This is a genomic window from Halocalculus aciditolerans, assembly GCF_014647475.1.
Lineage (GTDB): Archaea > Halobacteriota > Halobacteria > Halobacteriales > Halobacteriaceae > Halocalculus > Halocalculus aciditolerans.
Window position 1 is genome coordinate 37,958 of sequence record NZ_BMPG01000006.1, and the last position, 19,751, is coordinate 57,708.

Genomic DNA, 19,751 nt, shown 5'->3' on the forward strand with positions numbered 1-19,751 from the left:
ATTCGATTAACCAACGGAGGGATGCGTAGTTTTGTATTGTTGGTTAATGTGATGTCGCCATTCTTTCAGTCAATTCTACGTCCTAATCAGGAGGTCAAATTCGGAGACCAGTTCCTGTTATTGTTCAATGAGCTGTTTTTGCTCTTCGAGCGTTTCCTCGTGGTCTTCAACAGCACCTTCCCGAGCCTCTGCATCACCACTGAGGCGGTCTGACAATTCTTTGAGACGGTCTTGTTTCCCATAGAGGACGAGCGTGTCGTCCGGTTTTGTCTCCGTATCTGGTTGTGGGGCACCAATATATGAATCATCACGACGGATGCCGAGTATCAACACCCCTTCGCGTGGTAAATCCAGCTCCGAAATCGACCCCCCTGCCAGCCAATCCCCCTCGCTGATTTCCACCTCCGCCACACGATATTCACGTTGCAATCCGAGTAACTGGGCATAATCCGAGATCTCCAACTCTGTCGTCTCACTCAGCGCCCACTCAATAAGTGGCGTCACGAGGCGGTTGAACCACCGACTCCGTGCGAACAGAATGATCACACCGGCGCCACCGAGAATGTACAGTAAGTTCAACAGGTCGTCGCCACCAGTTCGCGTGAACGAAAGGATAAGTGACGAAATTGCACCGAGGAGCCCAATACTGCCGAGCCGAATGAGCGCCTTCACGGTTTTGCGGCGGCCGACGGTGGTGATAGCCTGTTCTGCCTCTTCGGTCGTATATCCGGCTCCAGAGAACGCCGACGTGGCCTGGAAGGAGGCCACATCTGGTGAAAGGCCCGTCATTTCCAGCGCAATCGAGCCGGTACGCACAATCAACAACGACAGTGCGAAGATGATCAGTAGTGACAGTATTGAGTACGTGGCAGCCATACCTAGTGGAGCGTTCCCATATCTGTAAATAGCACCGCCTACGCGAACACTACACCCTTCGTGCCTATAAGCAGTCATTCTGAGTGAAAACCAGTCCATCAGCTACACGGAATTTTTTCTGCGCCCGCGGAGGGGCGGAGGCGCGTTCTGACCTCCGTCGAATAATGACTGAACCCTATCTCACGACGGTCCTCGAGGAATCCGAGCACGTTGCCGAGCAGCACGACCAGGTCGCTCGTACGACAGACAACCAAGCCCACGAGTACCTCCGATACGCCGTTCTTCGGGTACTCGAAGGCGAGGCGGACCACCTCCCAGCAGACTGGACGCCGATCGACGGCGTGACCGTCGGCTACGGGAGCGACGAGGCGATGTTCAACAGCTGGGGCTCCAGCGAAGACTGGTGGGAGACCGTCCCGCCGCAGGAGGCGTGTACCCGCTTCCGGGTGTTCTTCCCGGACGACCACCAGACGGTTCCCCGCGATATCGTCGACGTGATGGCCGCGCTCGGGGCCTGGCGAGTGTGGACCGGGAGCGCAGCCGCGTGCGGCTCCTACGACCATCGCGAGCGCCGCGAGGTCCACTACCTGTGGCCGGAGGGCCATCCGGTGGAGGAAGTGTTCCACGAGCGGCTCAGTGGCCCTGCGGAAGCCGTCGCTCCCGACGGTGGCCGAACGGGCGACGTTCGCGACCGACTGGTCGTCGACGAGAACGCAGAGTCACAGGACGATCTCGAGCCGCGCACGAGGCGTGCCGTCGCCGAAGCGATGGACGTCTCACTCCTCTCGAAGGGGGGCCGCTACGAGGTGCAGTCCGCGTCCGGCAACAGGTACGAGGTCGACGTCATCGACGAGTCGTGTACCTGTCCCGACTGGCAGCAGCGCTCACCCGAGGGCGGCTGCAAACACCTGCGTCGCGTCGATCACGAGATCAAACGGGGTCGCGTGCCCCGCCCAGACGGCCGCCTTCCCTCCCCTTAGTCGTGACCAGACTACTCCACGGGACGGACTGTGTCGCCATCCCGACGGACCCGGTCGAACGTTGAGAGATACGCGAGCCGGTCGTGAACCTCGTCGGTGTCCAGCTCCAGTTCGGCGGCCAGTTCGTCGACGGTCATCGGCTCGTCGAGTGCTTGGAGGACTTCGAGCCCCCGGTAGTACCTGTTCGTGAGCTCCTGGACGCGGGCCTCGATCGGTGTGGTCACTCCGTACCGCTCCTCGAGTTCGACCAGCGCCTCGTTCGCGAACGTGGCGAACTGATCGTCCCCCAGGCGTTCGATCTGGGCTTCGAGTTCATCCCGGACGACGTCGTAATCGAGGCCGGCCTGCACGAGCATATTCATGTCCTCGATGTCGTCGTCGCGGCCTGCGATCGCTTTGAACAGGAAGATATCCTCGTTACTGACCAACCGAACCGTCAGTCGATCCGTGTTGAGGAACGGCTCGCTGCGCTCTTGCATCCCGTCGGTGAGCACGAGCTTGTTCGCGACCTGCTGGTTGAAGATGTCGAGGCGACACCCGTCGTCGTTCTCGACGCAGCTCGTCGCGCCAAGCGCCCGATAATCTGGATCCAGCGACTGGACCTCCGCATACCCGAGATCCATCAGGACGGCCCACAGCTGACCGTATGCGTCGCCATCCGGGACGACCAGGTCGATGTCTTTCGTCGCCCCCTTGAGGTCGCGCAGCGACATCGCGCCACCACCAATCAGGTAGACCGTGAGCGGTTCAGATAGCCCGTCCCCGATCCGCTGGAATTCGTTCTCGATGTACTCGCGTCCGAATGTTGGTCTCATTGTGGTAGTGGCACCTCGTAGTCAGCCGCCAGCTCCTGGAACTCGCCCCACTCCGGGAGCCGGTCGTCGTCGTCGACCTCGCCGTGCGTCTCGAGGTAGCGGAGCAAGGCGTCGATTTCGTCTTCGAGGGCATACTTCGCCGCCTGCTCTCGGAGGTCCGCCTCGTCGACGTCGACGTGGCTGAGCAGGAGGAGACAGTACGAGCGGTGGCGGCTGCCGTCGTCGATCAGCAGCATGTGACAGCAGAGCTCCGCCGGCGAGACTGCGTCGAGGTCCTCGGAATAGACGTAGTAGCGATGGCCCGTGAGCAGGAACTGGAGGTCAAAGGCTGCGAACCGAGCGAGGCCGGTTTCGTGGAACTCCTCCGCATCGATCTCCGTCTCGGCCTGCGCGAGGAATTCGTCGTAGTCCTCCCAGAGAATCGTCCCCTTCGTGGCGACGGCTTCGAGGCGTTGACGATGCAGATGGTGTGCGAGCTCACGGGCGAACTCGTGGAGGCGGTCGAAGTCGCCGTTGAACTCGTAGCGGCCGTCGGCCGTCCCGACGAGACCACGGTCGCGAAACCGCTTGAGGACCCGGTTGACCGTGTTGCGGTAGTTGTCGCTCCGGTCGGCGATCTCAGAGACGGTTCGCGGCTGGTCGAGGTAGTACAGCACTTCGAGTGCCTTGCCCGTCAGCAGTTCGGGGAAATCGATGTGGGAGTGCTGGCGGACGAGGTCCCGGTAGAGTTCGACGGCGCGAGCATCCGACGGAATAACTCGTTTTCGCCGGCCGTCGCGTTCCGTGTAGACCAGCCCCTTCTCAACGAGGTCGGCGACGGCACGAGAGAGGTAGCTCTCGCTGTGGTCGAGCTTCGTCGCGAGCTCGGAGATCGTGTCGCCGCGGTCGACCATGGCGAGGACCTCGAGTTCGATGCGCCGGAGCACGGTGTAACATAGTACGAAACTTGTATATAAAGAAGTTTCGAGTAGTGTTACAATCAGCAGGCACGAGAGCCGTCTCTATCGTCTTAACCAACAAAACTATGGGTTCATGGGCCGTGTTGGTTAACACGAGAGTAGCCGATGTCCTACGAACCCCCGACCCCACCGGCGAACCTCCCGACGGAGATCGTCAACACGCTCAACGAGTCGAGCCCGGAGCAGCTCCGAGACGTTGCGACGTACGCTGAGGCGCTCGCCGAGCACAAGGAACGAGAGGCCCGTCTCGAGGAGTCGGCAGATCAAGAAGAGGTCGAGGAGCGCCCCGATGACCTCCCAGACGACGTGCCGGCGAAGGCGACGATCACGATCAAGGAGATCAACGACAACCGCTACTACTACTGGCAGTGGCGGGAAGGCGATTCGGTGACGTCGAAGTACAAAGGGCCGGTGAATCCCGACGAGTAGACGAGATGGAACTGTAGCCTGATGTTCGTTTCAACGTGATTCGTAGCGTAGCAGATGACACCCCCCAGAGTGTGAATGGGATCGGTTTACCCGACACCCCTCGGTGTGAATGGGCTACCAACCGCCGATCTCTAACGAGACTTCACGCCGAGAGAAGACAGAGCAACACGCGGATAGATTACGCCTCGTTTACCCCCACACCCCTCAGTGTGAATGGTCCACCACCCAGGGTACCGCGATTAAGAAGGCATTAACAGCTGAAGTCCTCACGCCGTAGGGAGGGTTCTCGCCTCAGTGGCGAACCTTCGGCTTCGGCACAAGGCCTCGCCTTTTAGAATACATCCACTCGGAGAGCTGTTTAGACTGTAGTATAATAAAGATAACTACAGCTGCGGTGCGGTGCAGTAGCGGTTCGGGTCAGCTACCGTGGCAGAACGTGTAAGCCGCTCTTCGGGCCGTACTAGGTTCTTCAGACGAACGAGACTACCTCCTCGACTCGCGCTCTATCTCTACAACCGTCGTATCCTATGGGGGACCATTCACACCGAGGGGTGGGGGTGTCACCATCCCATCAACGTCTGGAGTTCCGGCGTTGAGTTGATCAGTCCAGTTCGCGTACTCTCAACGTCTCCTTGGAGCGAATACGACCTGAACTTCCCCTGATCTCCGCCTTCCTTCTTTTTCGATTCGAGAACTCCTGTCGTCACGTGCTTGTTCAGAAGCTCAAGCGCACGATTGTACCCCTTGGGCTCTACTTCGACGTCCCGTGCTACTGTTTGGTAAACCTCGTGAATCTCTGACGTCCGGAACCATTCTTTCTCCGGGTTATTCCGGTCAAGACGCGTGAGAGCAAACAGGAGTAATTTCCCGGACAACGGAGTCCCTTTCACCATCTCCATAAAGAGTTCAACTTCGACGAGTTCGTCAGCTTCGAGCACGTGATTCGCGGTCACGATATCGTCGCCTTCTTCGTCGGCGATCTCGCCCGCATTCCGGAACAATCGGACTGCCCGTCGAGCGTCACCGTGTTCTTCAGCTGCGAGTTCAGCCGTGGTTGGAATCACCTCGTCATCGAGGACACCGTCGTAAAATGCGTCCCGTCGATTTTCGAGGATTGCAATGAGCTGGTCTTCTTCGTACGGTGTGAACGTTCGGTGTTCTGGCTGGAGAGTCGATTGTACCCGTGACTCAATTTCGCCTTTGAATTCGATGTCGTTCGAAATCCCGATTGTAACGACTGGGAAGTCAACGTCGTCTTTTGATTGTGTCCGTGATAGCGTGTAGAGGACCTCGTTGACTTCTCCGTGCTTGTCGATTTCATCAATGATGACGACGAGGCCGCCAGAGAACTCCCTCTGAACAACGGGCCACAATTTCTGATCCCGATAATGCTCGGCTGAGAGGCCTTGATAGGGGACATCAAGCGGGTTCTCTGCTTTCGCGTTCACCTGCTCTGCAATCTTTCGGAAGGTGGAGGTATACGTAGAGATGGGGTCCGGGTTAATGTAGGCGGTAACGATCGGGGAGTCCGTTCCTGCAGTTGCTGCTTCAAGCCGCTCGCAGACGTGTCTTGCAACTAGTGTCTTCCCCGTCCCGGTTTCTCCCCACTCCAGGACGTTATCCGGGACGCTATTTGTCCGCATCTTTCGGAGATTCTTGGCCAAGAACGTGATATGGTCGTCTCGTCCGACAATTCGATTGGCGTCAGGAACGTTATCGATCTTGAGCAACCACGGTTTCTCAAAAATATCCGATTCATCTTCGCTATCGCCCTCGTCGACATTTAATATCTCGTCGACGGTGGTTTGTGTGGAATTGTTGTTTGGCATGAGCGGACCAATTCACCCCATTCACATATAGGTTGTCCACCCTCGGTGTGATTGATTTGTCTCCATTCACACTCCGGGGGGTGTTCCAGAGAGCAGGACCCCCCAGAGTGTGAGTGGGATCGACCTCGTCGCCCACTTGTGATTTTGCTCACCTCAGAAGAGATTTGAGACTACTCATCCGTTCCGGGCTGCTGTAAACTCCGTCAGCTCCACCTCTCGTGTCTCCGCGAGTCTCCGTCGAATATCTGTACGATCCCACCCCAGCGGCAACAGCACGCTCTCAATCGCTCGAACCAGCTGCGTCTCGTAGTACGAGGCGTCGTAGGTCTCGATCTCCTCGTGGGCGAGGGCGACCCGGTCTCGCGAGGATTTCTCGTCGTCGACGACCACGTACTCGATATCTTGGCCCGGGTGGACTGCCAGGTCCTGCTCGCGGGCTCGCTTCAAGGCGGCCACGTTCTGGGTATTCTGTGAGTACCCCTCCAGGGGCTTCGAGACACGGTTCCGTTCGACGAGCCGCTCCACTGCCACGTTGCCCGCCTGCAGTTCGTCGATTGCTCGTTCGAGCCGTCCGAGCACCGCGTCCGGTGACCGCGTGGCATCGAGCCGGTCAAGACAGTCCCGCTGGACGTTCTCGATGAACGGCGGAGTGGAACGCTGTCGGGCTTCGATGCCCCTGATCTTGAAGTCGTCGTCGCCGGCGACCTTCCCGAAGTACTTCGTTAGCGCGCCGGCGTCGCTCTCGCGCTGCGGGACGAACGCCACCCAGTCGTAGTGGGCTTCGTGTTCGAGCCGAATCTCGACGCGTTCCGTGATCTCCGTCGCGAGCGTCTGGAGGTCCTCGCGGTCATCGTCGTTGACGTCGGGGTCCGGAGTCACCCAGATGGAGTCAACGATGCCGTGGACGACGCGCCAGCCGCCAGCTTCCAGTCGCTGTTTCGCCGTCAACAGAATCTCGCGAGCGAACGCGTTGATTGCCTCGTGGCACTCGATGCGGCCGAACTTCGCGTTGCTGAATCCCTGATAGCCGAAGCAGGCGACGAGAATCCACTTCAGCGCTCCCGACCGTCCCTCGAGCTCCGCCAGCCGGTCCTCGTCGGGGTCGTCCCGTTCCTTCTCGCGACGGATGGCCGCCTTGATCTCGTCGCGCGCGTCGATGATCGGCTGCAGCACGTCGGCGAGGTAGCCCCGGTCGTCGCAGATCGAGTATCCGAGGCCGGGGACGTCGTCGCGGTCGCCGTGGCAGTCACACCGGATGACGTCCGGTGAGACGTTTCTGGTACAGATGATGTTCGGGTACAACGAGGAGAAGTCGAGTTCGTGGACATTCTCGTGGAAGCCGACCTCGGGCGCGAAGATGAACCCGCCGCGATCGGCATCGTGGAGCGTCCCCATCGGCTTGTAGAACTCGTGGCGCCAGGAGTTCCACGGGACGAGGACGCCGCGGTCGTGGGCCTCGCAGATCTGGATCGCCGTGAGGACGTTCCCGATCGACGCCCACGCGAGCTCTTGGACTGGCTTGTTCGAGCGCGACACGAGGTCGAGGACGCCGTTGAGGTTCGTCTCCCCGTAGAAGAACGTGTTCGACTCGTCGATGATCGCCCGCCCGGGGACGTTGTACCGCGCCGGCGAGTGACCGACGCGGCCGTAGCTCGAGTACGTCGACCGACTCGCGAGCTGCTGGTAGTCGACGCCCGGCCACCGACTCAGCGAGAAATCGTCGACGCCGGCGTCCGTCGCCATCTCGTACAGGGTCGGGACGATCTCGCTGGTTGAGCAGACTAGGACGTCCGGATTGTGCGCTTCGAGTGCCCCTTGGACGGCGGTCAGGATATCCGTCGGCGAGCCGGTGACGGTGTCGCCGGCGACAGACAACTCCCCATAGACGTCGTTGCTCGTTTCGGTCACCGGGACGCTGAGACGGAGCGTCGACAGCTCGCTCGCCGGCGTCGGATCGGCGCCGGTCTCCAGACAGTATCGGAACTCTCGCGAGAAGTCGACGTTGAAACAGGCGAGATCCCCGACTGGATAGGCCGACAGCTGGCGCGCTTGACGAGCGAGTGGGGTGACGCGGTCGATGTGGGTGATGTCGACCGCGAGAACGGCCTCCTCGTCTCGTCGAAAGCCCGGCCGTCGCGCAACCATCTCGGTCGCGACGACGTCTGGGTGCTGGTCGTACACCGACTGGAGTGTCGTGAGGTCGAGGTCGGACGCTGGGTCGCGAGGGGCGACGTAGAAGCGTGGAGTGTAGTCATCGCGCTCGGTCGCGACGGCGCCGCCGGTGGTTGCCTCCCACTCCAGGACGCGGCCGTCATCCAGAAAGTCGATACTGAACGGCATTTGTGGCTCTTTCGCCTCTACCAAACTGGACGATTGCGTGTCTAATAAGCTGAGGCGTGTCGTTTCCGAGTCTCAACCGAATAGCGGAAAATGCCTCTAACATCCGATCTTGTCGTTGTTTTGCGTGTGCTTTTTCATTTCCGGGATGATTTCCGGGATCGCAGACAAGTTTAGCCAACAGGTTCGGTTGTTGGCATCATTCGTTGGTTAACTGCCAGATTTGATCGTCGCGTATCCTCCTTTAAATGCCATCAAAGCCTTTAGCTGCTGTCTCAATCCTGACCAAAATCATACTCTGGGTATATACAGACCAAAGACTTATTTGGTATCTGGAGTATGGTATTGGTATATGAGGCCGAATGTTGACATTCCGTGGTCCATCCATGGGAGAATCAAGGAGCACGCAGAGCAGACTGACCAAACAATCGAGGAAGCGTATATCGAGACCCTTGAGAACGGAGTCCGAGATCTTCCCGAACAGCGGGGAGAAGTCACTCTTCCACGCCCCGGTTACAACGATTTTGGGCCACGACTTATTCGAACGCAAGGCACGGACTCCCCGGACATCAATGACTCAGTGACTTTCCATCCGTTTTTCCACCTCGGTGAGGACTCGATGGAAATCCGAACACGGACGGATGATATGGATGTCGATGAGTTCACAAACCGATTGGCAAAACTCCACAACGTAGGAAGACTCAGCACGTCTTGGTTCACAGTTCATCAGCTGGGTGGAGCACTCGTCGGTCGGGGGCCTGCTAACCTTGCCACGGCAGTCAGAGAGGCCCACGCCACGTTCGCTGATGAGGACATTCCGACATACAAGAATGGACACCTCATCTATATTGCTAACCTCGCCTACGAAGACGAATACTTGCTTATCAGGGCGGAACTTCCCCGCCCATCCCGTGACAAACAGCTACTTTCAAATGTAGAACTCCGGTTCATCACGGAAGGCGTTCCCGTTACTGGAGCACTCTATCAACGCCTGGCTCGCGCCTTTGGTTTTAATGAACTATTCAATGCCACGGCATTCGATCTTCCACGAACGGGATTCAACGCACCAGAGGGTAGCACACCAGCTGTCACTGAACAGATCACCACGGAAGAGGAGAACTACGACGACCCAAGTGTTAACGGGATTATCATCGAGAATCCATTACAGAATAACGACGATCTCCTTTCTCATCTCAAATCAGAACTTGGCGGATCTGATCGATCTAAATCAGAAGCAGAACACCATATTGAGGTGTTAGCAAATTACGACGAGCTGTACTGTGATCTCACTCACAACCACGGATTGTCTGAGGATCGGGAGTATGAATTCAAGGGATTATCTGCGACATACATCAAGCCTCTTTTCAACCGAAACAGTACGTGGAATCTTACAGCCAGTGTCAGCTGGTGATTTCAGTACGAACATCGGTTAAGACGTGTTTCTTTAAAATAAGACGAGTAAGGGTTATGAAGAGAAATTCCGACTCTCAATCTGAAGATTTACTCTTGGCAGAACTCTGGAATGGGGGGAGATATAGCTCTCAATCGATGGATCGAGCGACTGCATCATGAAGTGGGATTTCGAGTATCGTTATTGTCCTTCCTGGTCGTGATCGTCGTAGCGAGACTGCCTCTCGTGGTCCTCTCCGCTCCTTTCGACCGCGGCTTCGAGTTCCTCGAGGCGCTCTTCGTGGTCGTCGAGGCGCCCCTCCTGTTCGAGATCGATGCTGAGCAGCGCCGGCAGCAGCGGGTTCTGGTGGTTCAACAGCCCGCTCGCGTCGGCGTGCTCGCGGGCGTACTCGAACAGCCGGTCGAAGCGCGGCTGGTCGCGACGCCGCAGTGCCCGGCGGAATTCCGCCCACCGCTCTTCGATAGCCCGGAGCGCATCCCGGTAGGTTGGGTTCGTGCGCCCCATCGCTATCGGCCTCCTGTCCCGGTCGCGGTCCACGCATCGAGCAAGGGGTCCGCGGTGGCCGCCACCGTCTCACCGTCAGCTGTGACGCCTGTCCCGACACCCTCCGGAGTCGGCGTCGACGGCGTCGGAGTTGTCGGTTCCACGCCGACCTGCGTGGCGCGTGCCGCGAGCAGCTGCCGCCAGTACGCGAACGTCGTCTGGTAGTACGCGCCGTCGTCGACGGGATAGACGAGCGTCTCGAAGTCCTCGCCGACGACCCGTGGGCCCATCCGAGTTTGCTCGCACTCGAGGTGATGGTCGGTGACCGTCGCGACTGGCTCGGTGAATTCGTTTCGTTCGTTTCGCGTAACGATCGCCGGGATGTCGTACCCATCGGCGTAGGTCGCCAACCGGGCGAGGGTTCGGGCCTGGAGGGTTTTCGCGTGAGTCTCGTCGAGGGTATCGTCGACGCGGTACTGGGCGTCGACGGCCGGCGCGACGATGAGGGCGGGCGTGTGGGGCGATGTGTCCTCGTCACGACCTGGTGCCCCTCGACCGGCCGCCCCGGCATCGACGGTGGACCTCTGGATCGACTTGTTCACCGCTGACGGGAGACCACAGACGGCGCCGTAGTGCTGGTAGGCGGTAAAACCGCGTGCCACGTGGATTCGGTTGAGCAACCGTTGACTGGGCGCGATCTGAGCGAGTGTCGTCGTCGTCGCGTGTCCATTTGCGTCGACCCAGAAGGCGGGCCCGTCGTGCAGGAGGAGATGGTCGAGCACGAGCGACTGCATGATCGGGACGCCACGGCCTCCCTCGACGTCGAGCAGCGTGATGCCGTCGTCGAGCTGTGGCAGCAGCATCTCGTCTGTAGTCGGATCGGCCTGGTCAGCGAGGGACTGATTGCGGTCAGCTCCCCGTGTCGGCTGGTCCACCGCCAATCGGTTCGACGTTGAGTGTTCTCCCATACTCGACTAGTTGTCTACGTTCCCGATAAGCCGCGGCGTGGCGCTTCCGTGTTTCAGGGAAGGGCTGGAAGGTATGTAGAACCGGACTCAGGCAACGGATTTCTGCCATCGTTTGACCGTTTCCGAGAACGTTTCCAGAGAGGAAGGCAGACAGCATCGTCGGATTAACCAACAGTCCAGAGGATCACGGCTCAATTGTTGGTTAAGACTCTCCGAACCCATGGTGATCTCGCCCTCACGTAATTCGGTTGACGGCCCCGCATATTCCCCGAGCCTACTATCTGATGTGATCGACGATTGTTCTCAGCGCGGTTACATCGTCGTTATTGTACTGTTTGAGTCGATCCCAGTCTGGTTCTTCGCCGTCGAGGAGATATCGCGTGTACTTGCTCCCGACCACAAATCCATCGACGGTCGGGTCTTGATATTCAAAGCCGAGTGCGCTCGCTACGACGTCCAATTTATGCCGATTGAAGGGCCCGAATAGTTCCTGTTGGGAAGTTATCCCGAGATCGTGTGCTCGCTCCAGATGGTCGATCCCCTCATTGATGCCGTGTTCGTCGAATCTCCGACTGAGACACTGTTCGTCGAAGTAGTTCCCTCCGTAGTAGATGATTGGCTCGGAGCCGTGCTCATCAAGGTACTCAGACAGCTCCTGAAGGAGTGCTGACTCGTCGTCCGGCTCGAAGAATTGTCGGTACGCATCGTTCTGGTAACTGTAGGTGCCGACCAGCCAGATCCGATCCTGCTGAAGATCCGTCTCTATGTCTAAGAGGAGCGGGTTCGTATCGTGAAGGTCGTCGAAGGCGGACTTGTTTAGAATCACGACCTCATCGTTTTCGAAAGCCTGTCGATGCGCAAGCCACCGGTCCACGTGCCATGACGAGGCTCCAGGGAGGGCTTCGAGTTCGGCACGCCGTTCTTCGGTAATCTCATCTGGGCTAGTGATCCCTAACTCACTGAACTGTTCCACTCGGTTTCTCCCTACCTGGACGAGATCAGTCAGCCGGCTCCCTAGCAGATGGCGAGTGTCGTAGAACTCGTACTCGATAGACTCGTTCGAGGCGTCGATGGTGATGAGCGCGTACCTTCCTGGGTCGTCTACTCCGTCGTGGGACGCAATGTTGATCACCGTGCCGTACTCGAGGGCTTCAGCTCTGCCTCCGAATTGATGGCAATGACCGCAGACGGTAGCTGGGGGCTGGATGTCGTCTATGAAGCTCCTGACGGCCTTCGACCCGATATGTTGTTGCCCGAATCGCTTCCCGATATCGAGAATGCCGAAGGGAGGAGTGTGTGTGACAAGAATCGGAGTTCTGTCTTCACAAGCGGTGCGGTGTTCAGAAAGGTGCCGTTGGACGTCGTCCTCGGTATAGGTGATGAGACCAGGTCCCTGGGTTGATCCTTCCTGGCCGATGAACACGAGATCCTCGTAGATGTATGGTGTCCTGTGGAGGTCGGTGGTAAATTCCGAATCGAATTGCGGACCGGTTGACGGAGGGAAGTCGTCGTTTCCTCGGACATAGAGCGATTGTTGATGCTTCGTGAGGCGAGCAAGTTCTGCCAGATGATCTGTGTCAGTATCAGCGTTTTTGAAACGTGAAAGGTCGTCGCCGGCATACAGTAGTAGATCTGGAGTTGGTTCTACAGTTTCGAGAATGGTGTAGAGATCGTCAATAGGCTGAGAGCGCCAGTCAGATACAGCGAGAATGTGGGTCATTTTGGTTGAGCGTAGTTAGTGTACCCTCTTCTATCGTTTGTTAAGGGGGTACCGTTTGTCATTAGGAGATTCTTCGCCCCGTTGTCGTTAACCAACAACTCAGGCTTATCGGGACAATCTGTTGGTTAACGGTGAGATTCCTGTGCGACCACGTTGAAGATGCTTCCCTCCGAACTCATCGGTATGTGTGGCCGGAACTCGCTCTTCATCGACCAAGCAGACCTTGAGGCCCGCTTCGATGCCGAGGTCGTCGCGGACGGAGGCTATACACCCCGATACAACATCGCGCCTGGCGACGACCTCCACATCGTCACGAACGAGGCTCCAGACGAGATCGACGCCTACCACTGGGGACTGATTCCGTTCTGGGCGGATGAGCCCGAGGAGGGTATCATCAACGCTCGCTCCGAGACTGCCGACGAGAAACGCGTCTTCGAGCGGGCATGGGAATCACGTCCTTGCCTCGTCCCCTCGTCAGGATTCTACGAATGGAAATCGCCGAACGGCGGTTCGAAACAGCCCTACCGGATTCATCGCGAGGACGATCCCGCGTTCGCGATGGCTGGGCTCTGGGACGTCTGGGAGGGCGACGACAAGACGATCTCGTGCGTCACGATTCTCACGACGGAGCCGAACGACCTGATGAACTCAATCCACGACCGGATGCCGGTCGTCCTCCCGCAGGACGCGGAATCTGACTGGCTCGCCGCAGACCCGGACACCCGCAAGGAACTGTGCCAACCGTACCCGATGGACGATCTGGACGCCTACGAGATCTCGACGCGGGTCAACAACCCCGGCAACGACGATCCCCAGGTCATCGAGCCACTGGATCACGAGCAATCGGGCCTCGGCGAGTTCAGTTCCTGATAGCTGACGGGGTCACCGTTACTGCATCGGCGACGCCGTCGCCGAATCGACGAGCGAGTACTCTCGGTCCCGACTCGTCCCTTCCGCCTCGAGGAGATTGTACTGCTCCATCTTCGAGAGGTACGTGCGGATAGTCCGTTTCGTCCGCGGATCATCGACGTCCTCGGTATAGCGCTCGTGAATCTCGCTCGGCCCGACCGGGCCGTGCTCGCGTACGATGTCGTAGACGACGCGCTGGTGCGGCGTGAGCGAGTCGAGGCTCTTCTGCTTGATCTGGGCCCGAGCATCCTCGGCGGCGTCCAGGAGAATGTCGTCGGTGATGCGCTCGTGGTTCTCCCGATCGGCCTTGCCGGCAGCCGTTCGGAGGATGCCGATTGCGAGGCGAGCGTCGCCGGCGGCCGCGTCGGCGATCCGGTAGAGCTGGTCGTCGGTGATGACGTCCTCATCGAGTCCCCACTTCGCCCGCGCACTCAGAATGTCGTACAGCTGCTCGTCGTGGTACTTGTCCATCCGGACGTGTTCGCTGGAGCGCAGCCGGCTCACGAGGCGGTCGTCGACGCGGCTGAACAGCTCCTCTTCCTTGTTCGCGATGCAGATGATCGCGAACTGTGGGAGGCTGTGGAGGTCGTAAATGACGCTGGGGTCCTCCAGTTGGTCGACCTCGTCGAGAATGACGACGGTTCGCGGGCCGTCATGCTGCTGGAGGCGATCGACGAGTTCGTCATGGGGCGTCGACTGCCGGTGGATGTCGATGGTTGCGCCGAGGTCGTCGAGGATCTGGTAGAGCGTCCGGAACCGGGTGTAGTTGCGCCAGCAGTTGACGTACGTGGTCTCGACGTCGAGGACCTCTTCGCGGAGCCTTTCGGTGACGAACTTCGAGATGCACGTCTTGCCGGCGCCGCTGGGTCCAGTGACGATGGCCGTGTCCGCGGGTTCCCCGTTCGTGATGGGCTCGAGAACGCTGGAGAGGTGGTTGACCTCGGCGTCGCGATGCTCAACTTCCCGAGGGACGAACCCGGCGCGGAGAACGCGAGCATCGCGGATCATTTGGTTCTACTGGAGTGATTCACAACCAGCTATAAAAAGAATAACTGGGTCGTTTCCGGGAAGTGTTTCGGACATATCTGAGAACTGTATAAATTGGCTCACGTCGGGTGGTTCCGTGCTGTTTCTTTAGCTAACTCCTCATTTCCGGGAACGCCATTCATTCTCAAAGGTAGTCGATCTTGGTGTTCATAATTCAAGTCCGAATCCGGGAAAGACGGTATATACGCTTTTGAACCTCTGCCACATTATCTGTTTTAAGATGGAGCCCGAGAGCGATTTCACAGATTTGGAACTCCCTAGGGTCATCGACACCTCTTCTGATGACCTAATGCAGGATTTCTATATCCCCCTTCTCTCACGAGCTAAGGTCTATCGACGCGGTGTCGGATACTTCACTACAAATTGGGTCCGGTCTGCAGCACGAGGAATAGCGGAACTTGCTGAAAATGGCGGTACAGCGCAGTGGATAATGAGTCCTATTTTGGAAGAAGATGACTGGGAGGCTCTTAAGAAGGGGAACCGTGCTAAAACGGATGAGGTCCTCCGAGAATCGCTAGATAGCACGATTTCTGATCTGCGGTATGATTTGGAGTATGAAACTCGCAATGCGATCGCGTGGATGATCGCCGATGGTCTACTCGAAATCAAGCTAGCTGTTCCTTCGAAGAAGCTGTCGGGTGACTTCCACGATAAATTTGGGGTGTTCTATGACTGGAATGGGAATCGTGTTGCTTTCCATGGCTCCCAGAACGATAGCGAACAGGCTCTCCGGAATTACGAAGCATATACTATTGACTGTGATTGGATAAGCGACCGCGATAATGAGGGGGTGAATATGCAAAAAAAGCGGTTTGAGAACCTTTGGGAAGGTCGAGATGAGAATGTCGGGGTCCATACAATCCCAGAGGGGGTTAAGGAGGGAATCGCTGAACTCCGGGATAATAACAATCGACCTTATGAACCGCCAGAATCAGTTGCTACCACCGAATCTGAAATTGTTCTCCGAGATTATCAACGGGACGCTGTTGATTCCTGGTTCGAGAATGACAACAGGGGCCTATTCCAGATGGCAACTGGAACAGGCAAGACGTTCACAGCTCTAGCGGCACTTGATGAATACACAGATACCGTAGATGATCCACTTCTTTGTGTAATTGCTGTCCCTCAGAAACACCTCGCTCGGCAGTGGGCCCAGGAGATGGAAACGTTCGGGCTTGACCAACCAAAATTTGTCTATCACTCAGCTAATCCGGACTGGAAAAACGATCTCTCCCGAGCGGTTTCAAATTTAGAACTCGGAATCAAGAATTACGAATGCCTGATTACAACTCATCAAACATTCTCCGGAGAGCACTTTCGAGAGAAAGTGAGTCAGCTTTCTCGGGATACAATCCTCATCGGGGACGAAGTACACGGCCTGGGTTCCGAGGGTAGGCGAAAAGGCCTTCTTGATTCCTATGATGCGAGGATAGGGCTATCAGCGACTCCGGAGCGCTATTATGATGAAGAAGGTTCTAACCACCTGCTTGACTATTTTGACGGGGTCATATACGAATACCCGTTAGAAGACGCCATTCCGCAGTATCTGACCCCATATCGGTATCATCCCATTATTGTTGAAATGGATGAAGACGAGTTGGAAGACTATCGTCAAATGACTCAGTCTGTAGTCGCATCAAGATACTCTGAAGATGCGGATGAAGAGACAACAAATATTCTCCAATCACAACGCGCAGAAATCGTTAAAGAAGCGATCAACAAGTACGATGTCCTCCGGGATATCCTTCGAGGTTTAGATGATATCAAGCACCTCCTAGTCTATACTAACTCAGAACAGATAGACACAGTCGGGTCGATTCTGAATGAATTTGGGGTTATGCATCATCGGTTTACTCATGAGGAGGGTGATGACCTGCGCGAGGAGTTACTCACCCGGTTTGGGGAGGGTGAATACGAGGCCCTTGTGGCAATGCGGTGTCTAGACGAAGGTGTTGACGTTCCCGCTACTAGGACAGCAATCCTGATGGCTAATACCGGGAACCCGATGCAATTTATCCAGCGCCGAGGTAGGGTTCTTCGTCAAGCCCCCGGTAAGGATCGTGCGGATATCTATGACTTACTCGTTGTTCCAACTCTTGAACCAGATGATGATATTGCGATGTCTGAACAATACATTCTCGAGAAGGAACTACGTCGCTTCGAGGAATTCGCTGAAACAGCCGAAAATGAATATGAAGCCCGCAACAAAATCGAAGACGTTCGTATCGCATATGGTATCTGAGAAGATACATTGATATGCGTTTGTAGATATGGTTGCAGTATCGCATGAATGACTCCGAGGTACATTCGTTAATCCTTGACCGTGTTGACGAGGTTGAGGATGACGATCTTCGGGCCTTCTTACGCGGGGTTTTGGAGCATGAACGGGACATTCTGAAAGAGCCGCGAGCCGAGTACGCTGAGCAGTATAAAGAGCTCGTGGACAACTTTGTCGGGAACGAATCACTGCAGGAATTCGACAATGAATAACGTTCAGATATTCGAACTCGAAATAGAGGATTACCGGCAATATGAAGGAAATCAAACGATCCCCTTAGAGACCACGTCAGAGAAGCACATCAACGTGATTGAGGGGCAGAATGGATCTGGCAAGTCAAACATTCTGAACGCGATTACGCTGTGTTTCTACGGGGAAGAAACCCATACTGATTCGAACGATGACGAGGGCCTCGAGTCGGACCCGCTTGTTAACAAGAAGCGGCTGAAGGAATTGGAACCTGGTGAATCGATTCAAGGGCACATCGAGATCAAGCTGGGTAAAGGCGAACCCGAGTACGCCTTCCGACGAACTTTCTCGACAGCTCGTCAAGAAGATGCTGCAGAAGGAGACCGCGAGGAACGACAATTTAACAGCTCTATAGGTGACCTTCGGTTACGCCAGCGGTTTGGGGGGAATGACTGGCGACCGAACCCGAACCCTGAAAATATTCTTCGCGAGATTCTCCCAACTCACGTCCATGAATATTTCCTGTTCGATGGTGAACAGCTGGATGAGTTCTTCCAAACTGGATACACCGACCATGTACGGGCAGCTGTGCTCGATGTATCTCATATTGAACTTCTGAATAGTGCTGTTAGTCATTTAGGGAAGGTACAGCGGGACTTTGAGAGTGAATCTTCCGAGCTAGGCGGTGATATACAAGAACTCCAGGAACGGAAGGAAGAAGCCTCACAAGAGCTAGAACGCCTGAAACAAAAGCGGGATGACTTAGAGGACGAGATTGACACCGCTGAGGGCAAAATAGATGACATCTATGATGAGCTTGCGGGTAGTGCAGACGATGACGTTCGAGAGATGCAGCAGCGGCGTGTCTATCTGGAAGAACGCCTGGATGAACAGGAAGAGGAGCTTGTAGAGGCGAAAGAGGCTGTAGGGGCATCACTCGCCCGAGCGGGCGGGATTGCATACAACGCTGATGCCCTCCGATATGCTGTTTCTGAATTGGAAGAGTACGAATCGTCACAAAATGGTGTCCCTGGGCTAACAGAGGAATTACTTCGAGGGATTCTTTCTCGGGATACGTGTGTTTGTGGGACTGACTTGGCCGAATGTGACTCTTCACGAGAACACATTGAGGACCTGTTGGAAGAGCAAACTAGTGAAAGTCAAGATGCAATTGAGGGGCGGCTCCGGATGGAGCGAGCACTCCGTGATGGCGAATCGCTTATTGAAGATCTCCTGGCTGACCTCAGCGAGCTAGAGGATACACGGACAGCTATCGACGAGAACGAGACAGAACTGGCCAACATCTCTGCTCAGCTTGAAGACGAAGATATCATCGATAATGAACGCGCCCAGGAACTAGAGCAACGCCGTCGGGATATCCAAGGTAGAATCAGTAAGATGGAACGTGAAGTTGGGGAACTGAACGGGAAAATTGAACAACAGGAAGATGTCGTTGATGAGCGTCGGGAGGAGTGGAAACAGGCAATGCGCGAGCAGGACGAACATGACCTCCTTGTGAGACAGAGTGAGTTCATCGACAGTGCGACTGACAAACTCACTGAGATTAAACGAGAGATTCTGGAGCAGGTTCGAACGGAAACTGAACAACGGCTCGAACGGTACTATAACGATCTAATTTGGAAAGATGAAGATTATGAGGTCGTCCTCACTGAAGAGTATGAGGTCCGTCTCTACGGTCCGGACGGTCGAAAGAATCTAGGTTCACTATCTGCTGGCGAACGACAAGTGCTTGCTCTCTCGTTTATGGCTGCACTTTCCAAAATCAGCGGATTCTCCGCCCCTGTTGTCATCGATACACCCTTGGGACGGATATCTAGCGAGCCGAAACAGCTTATCGCGCAGAACGTACCTGACTACCTGAATGATACCCAGGTCACGTTCCTCATGACTGACGTCGAGTATAGTGAAGACGTCAGGGCGTACATTTCCAACGAGGTTGCGAATGAGTACCATCTTGAATTCCAAAACGGTGTAACACAGGTGACCGACCGATGAGTCAAGATACCGAAGACAGCTACGAGGAACGTGAACCCCGGCGTGACGTCCATATAGATAGCGAACGGCGAGAAATGTTTGAGGCGTTGCAGGAATCTGAGGATTCTCCCTTCTATCAGGCTGAGAATCACGATCTGTTCATGTTCGCCCTTGGATATGGGAGAGAGAACACAATGCCTGAAACGATAAAGAATGAAAAAGGCGCGTTTTTCGGGCGTGCGAGTCTCTCGGAACGCCAGCAGGCTGTTATCGAGGCTGTGGCAGTGAGTGAAGAGAGAGATGTTCGCGTTCTTCGTGACCAGCGGATGGTCTATGAAATCGCAGAAGAGTACGCTAATGCGGGAATCGAATTGCTACACGGTCGAGTATTTGGTCCGGCAGATGACGAACCACGGCGGGAACTGGCTCTCGAGGTCAAAGAACAGTATCAGCCAGAGGAGGACGACGAACCGTGAGTCGTCGTCGAATATTATTGCGAAGTCCACTAGTAGTACCCCGAGAAACA

17 protein-coding genes are annotated in these 19,751 nt (G+C 56.3%); 8 read left to right on the forward strand and 9 right to left on the reverse strand.

Annotated features, from left to right (window positions below; genetic code table 11):
- Positions 1-117 precede the first annotated feature (117 nt).
- Entirely contained in the window at positions 118-876 is a 759-nt protein-coding gene (locus IEY26_RS15805) for a potassium channel family protein (RefSeq protein WP_188980654.1), read from the reverse strand.
- A 164-nt stretch (positions 877-1,040) separates the two neighbouring features.
- Here IEY26_RS15805 and IEY26_RS15810 point away from each other — a divergent pair, with 164 nt between their 5' ends.
- Positions 1,041-1,856 (forward strand): hypothetical protein, encoded by an 816-nt coding sequence (locus IEY26_RS15810; protein ID WP_188980656.1) that lies wholly within the window; start codon positions 1,041-1,043, stop codon positions 1,854-1,856.
- Positions 1,857-1,867: 11 nt separating this feature from the next.
- Here IEY26_RS15810 and IEY26_RS15815 read toward each other — a convergent pair whose 3' ends face one another.
- Entirely contained in the window at positions 1,868-2,671 is an 804-nt protein-coding gene (locus tag IEY26_RS15815) for a DUF6036 family nucleotidyltransferase (RefSeq protein WP_188980658.1), read from the reverse strand.
- Positions 2,668-3,597 carry a helix-turn-helix transcriptional regulator gene (locus tag IEY26_RS15820; protein ID WP_188980660.1) on the reverse strand — a complete coding sequence of 310 codons (930 nt, stop codon included), beginning with the start codon at positions 3,595-3,597 and terminating at the stop codon, positions 2,668-2,670. Before IEY26_RS15820 ends, IEY26_RS15815 begins: the two co-directional genes overlap by 4 nt.
- 138 nt (positions 3,598-3,735) lie before the next feature.
- Between IEY26_RS15820 and IEY26_RS15825 the strand changes: the two genes are divergently transcribed.
- The gene (locus IEY26_RS15825; protein ID WP_157687622.1) at positions 3,736-4,059 is read left to right on the forward strand and encodes a hypothetical protein; all 324 of its coding nucleotides are present in this window, start codon (positions 3,736-3,738) and stop codon (positions 4,057-4,059) included.
- Between the two features lie 560 nt (positions 4,060-4,619).
- Here the strand turns inward: IEY26_RS15825 and IEY26_RS15830 are convergent.
- Together IEY26_RS15830 and IEY26_RS15835 are read right to left on the reverse strand one after the other, a co-directional pair.
- Positions 4,620-5,888, reverse strand: a complete 1,269-nt coding sequence (locus IEY26_RS15830) for an orc1/cdc6 family replication initiation protein (protein ID WP_188980662.1) — start codon at positions 5,886-5,888, stop codon at positions 4,620-4,622.
- A gap of 174 nt (positions 5,889-6,062) precedes the next feature.
- Positions 6,063-8,228, reverse strand: a complete 2,166-nt coding sequence (locus IEY26_RS15835) for a type B DNA-directed DNA polymerase (protein WP_188980664.1) — start codon at positions 8,226-8,228, stop codon at positions 6,063-6,065.
- Between the two features lie 349 nt (positions 8,229-8,577).
- On the opposite strand from IEY26_RS15835, the gene IEY26_RS15840 reads away from it, so the two are divergent.
- Positions 8,578-9,636, forward strand: a complete 1,059-nt coding sequence (locus IEY26_RS15840; protein ID WP_188980666.1) for a hypothetical protein — start codon at positions 8,578-8,580, stop codon at positions 9,634-9,636.
- 180 nt (positions 9,637-9,816) lie between these two features.
- Here IEY26_RS15840 and IEY26_RS15845 read toward each other — a convergent pair whose 3' ends face one another.
- The 3 genes from IEY26_RS15845 to IEY26_RS17535 form a co-directional block, all read right to left on the reverse strand.
- Positions 9,817-10,140 carry a hypothetical protein gene (locus IEY26_RS15845; protein ID WP_188980668.1) on the reverse strand — a complete coding sequence of 108 codons (324 nt, stop codon included), beginning with the start codon at positions 10,138-10,140 and terminating at the stop codon, positions 9,817-9,819.
- A gap of 2 nt (positions 10,141-10,142) precedes the next feature.
- Positions 10,143-10,982 carry a hypothetical protein gene (locus IEY26_RS15850; RefSeq protein WP_229774174.1) on the reverse strand — a complete coding sequence of 280 codons (840 nt, stop codon included), beginning with the start codon at positions 10,980-10,982 and terminating at the stop codon, positions 10,143-10,145.
- A gap of 382 nt (positions 10,983-11,364) precedes the next feature.
- Complete coding sequence (locus IEY26_RS17535) at positions 11,365-12,807, reverse strand: ribonuclease H-like domain-containing protein (RefSeq protein WP_229774175.1); 1,443 nt, start codon at positions 12,805-12,807, stop codon at positions 11,365-11,367.
- 183 nt (positions 12,808-12,990) lie between these two features.
- On the opposite strand from IEY26_RS17535, the gene IEY26_RS15865 reads away from it, so the two are divergent.
- Complete coding sequence (locus tag IEY26_RS15865) at positions 12,991-13,677, forward strand: SOS response-associated peptidase (protein ID WP_188980671.1); 687 nt, start codon at positions 12,991-12,993, stop codon at positions 13,675-13,677.
- Positions 13,678-13,695: 18 nt separating this feature from the next.
- On the opposite strand, the gene IEY26_RS15870 is transcribed toward IEY26_RS15865, so the two are convergent.
- Positions 13,696-14,724 carry a Cdc6/Cdc18 family protein gene (locus tag IEY26_RS15870; RefSeq protein ID WP_188980673.1) on the reverse strand — a complete coding sequence of 343 codons (1,029 nt, stop codon included), beginning with the start codon at positions 14,722-14,724 and terminating at the stop codon, positions 13,696-13,698.
- Positions 14,725-14,983: 259 nt separating this feature from the next.
- Between IEY26_RS15870 and IEY26_RS15875 the strand changes: the two genes are divergently transcribed.
- From IEY26_RS15875 to IEY26_RS15890, 4 genes are read left to right on the forward strand one after another with little or no spacing between them, the layout of a single operon-like run.
- Entirely contained in the window at positions 14,984-17,005 is a 2,022-nt protein-coding gene (locus IEY26_RS15875; protein ID WP_188980675.1) for a DEAD/DEAH box helicase family protein, read from the forward strand.
- Positions 17,006-17,049: 44 nt separating this feature from the next.
- Positions 17,050-17,253: a hypothetical protein gene (locus IEY26_RS15880; RefSeq protein ID WP_121513345.1), complete on the forward strand. Its 204-nt coding sequence runs from the start codon at positions 17,050-17,052 to the stop codon at positions 17,251-17,253.
- Entirely contained in the window at positions 17,246-19,246 is a 2,001-nt protein-coding gene (locus tag IEY26_RS15885; RefSeq protein WP_188980677.1) for an AAA family ATPase, read from the forward strand. The genes IEY26_RS15880 and IEY26_RS15885 overlap by 8 nt, the downstream gene beginning before the upstream one ends.
- Positions 19,243-19,701 carry a hypothetical protein gene (locus IEY26_RS15890; RefSeq protein WP_121513343.1) on the forward strand — a complete coding sequence of 153 codons (459 nt, stop codon included), beginning with the start codon at positions 19,243-19,245 and terminating at the stop codon, positions 19,699-19,701. The genes IEY26_RS15885 and IEY26_RS15890 overlap by 4 nt, the downstream gene beginning before the upstream one ends.
- Positions 19,702-19,751 lie beyond the last annotated feature (50 nt).

Bases quoted from the DNA above. Each gene is read 5' to 3' on its own strand.
- IEY26_RS15840 (WP_188980666.1), top strand. From the start codon at position 8,578: ATGAGGCCGAATGTTGACATTCCGTGGTCCATCCATGGGAGAATCAAG.
- IEY26_RS15870 (WP_188980673.1), bottom strand. From the start codon at position 14,724: ATGATCCGCGATGCTCGCGTTCTCCGCGCCGGGTTCGTCCCTCGGGAA.
- IEY26_RS15835 (WP_188980664.1), bottom strand. From the start codon at position 8,228: ATGCCGTTCAGTATCGACTTTCTGGATGACGGCCGCGTCCTGGAGTGG.
- IEY26_RS15890 (WP_121513343.1), top strand. From the start codon at position 19,243: ATGAGTCAAGATACCGAAGACAGCTACGAGGAACGTGAACCCCGGCGT.
- IEY26_RS15810 (WP_188980656.1), top strand. From the start codon at position 1,041: ATGACTGAACCCTATCTCACGACGGTCCTCGAGGAATCCGAGCACGTT.
- IEY26_RS15845 (WP_188980668.1), bottom strand. From the start codon at position 10,140: ATGGGGCGCACGAACCCAACCTACCGGGATGCGCTCCGGGCTATCGAA.
- IEY26_RS15850 (WP_229774174.1), bottom strand. From the start codon at position 10,982: ATGCTGCTGCCACAGCTCGACGACGGCATCACGCTGCTCGACGTCGAG.
- IEY26_RS15865 (WP_188980671.1), top strand. From the start codon at position 12,991: ATGTGTGGCCGGAACTCGCTCTTCATCGACCAAGCAGACCTTGAGGCC.
- IEY26_RS15815 (WP_188980658.1), bottom strand. From the start codon at position 2,671: ATGAGACCAACATTCGGACGCGAGTACATCGAGAACGAATTCCAGCGG.
- IEY26_RS15875 (WP_188980675.1), top strand. From the start codon at position 14,984: ATGGAGCCCGAGAGCGATTTCACAGATTTGGAACTCCCTAGGGTCATC.
- IEY26_RS15825 (WP_157687622.1), top strand. From the start codon at position 3,736: ATGTCCTACGAACCCCCGACCCCACCGGCGAACCTCCCGACGGAGATC.
- IEY26_RS15880 (WP_121513345.1), top strand. From the start codon at position 17,050: ATGAATGACTCCGAGGTACATTCGTTAATCCTTGACCGTGTTGACGAG.
- IEY26_RS15885 (WP_188980677.1), top strand. From the start codon at position 17,246: ATGAATAACGTTCAGATATTCGAACTCGAAATAGAGGATTACCGGCAA.
- IEY26_RS15830 (WP_188980662.1), bottom strand. From the start codon at position 5,888: ATGCCAAACAACAATTCCACACAAACCACCGTCGACGAGATATTAAAT.
- IEY26_RS17535 (WP_229774175.1), bottom strand. From the start codon at position 12,807: ATGACCCACATTCTCGCTGTATCTGACTGGCGCTCTCAGCCTATTGAC.
- IEY26_RS15805 (WP_188980654.1), bottom strand. From the start codon at position 876: ATGGCTGCCACGTACTCAATACTGTCACTACTGATCATCTTCGCACTG.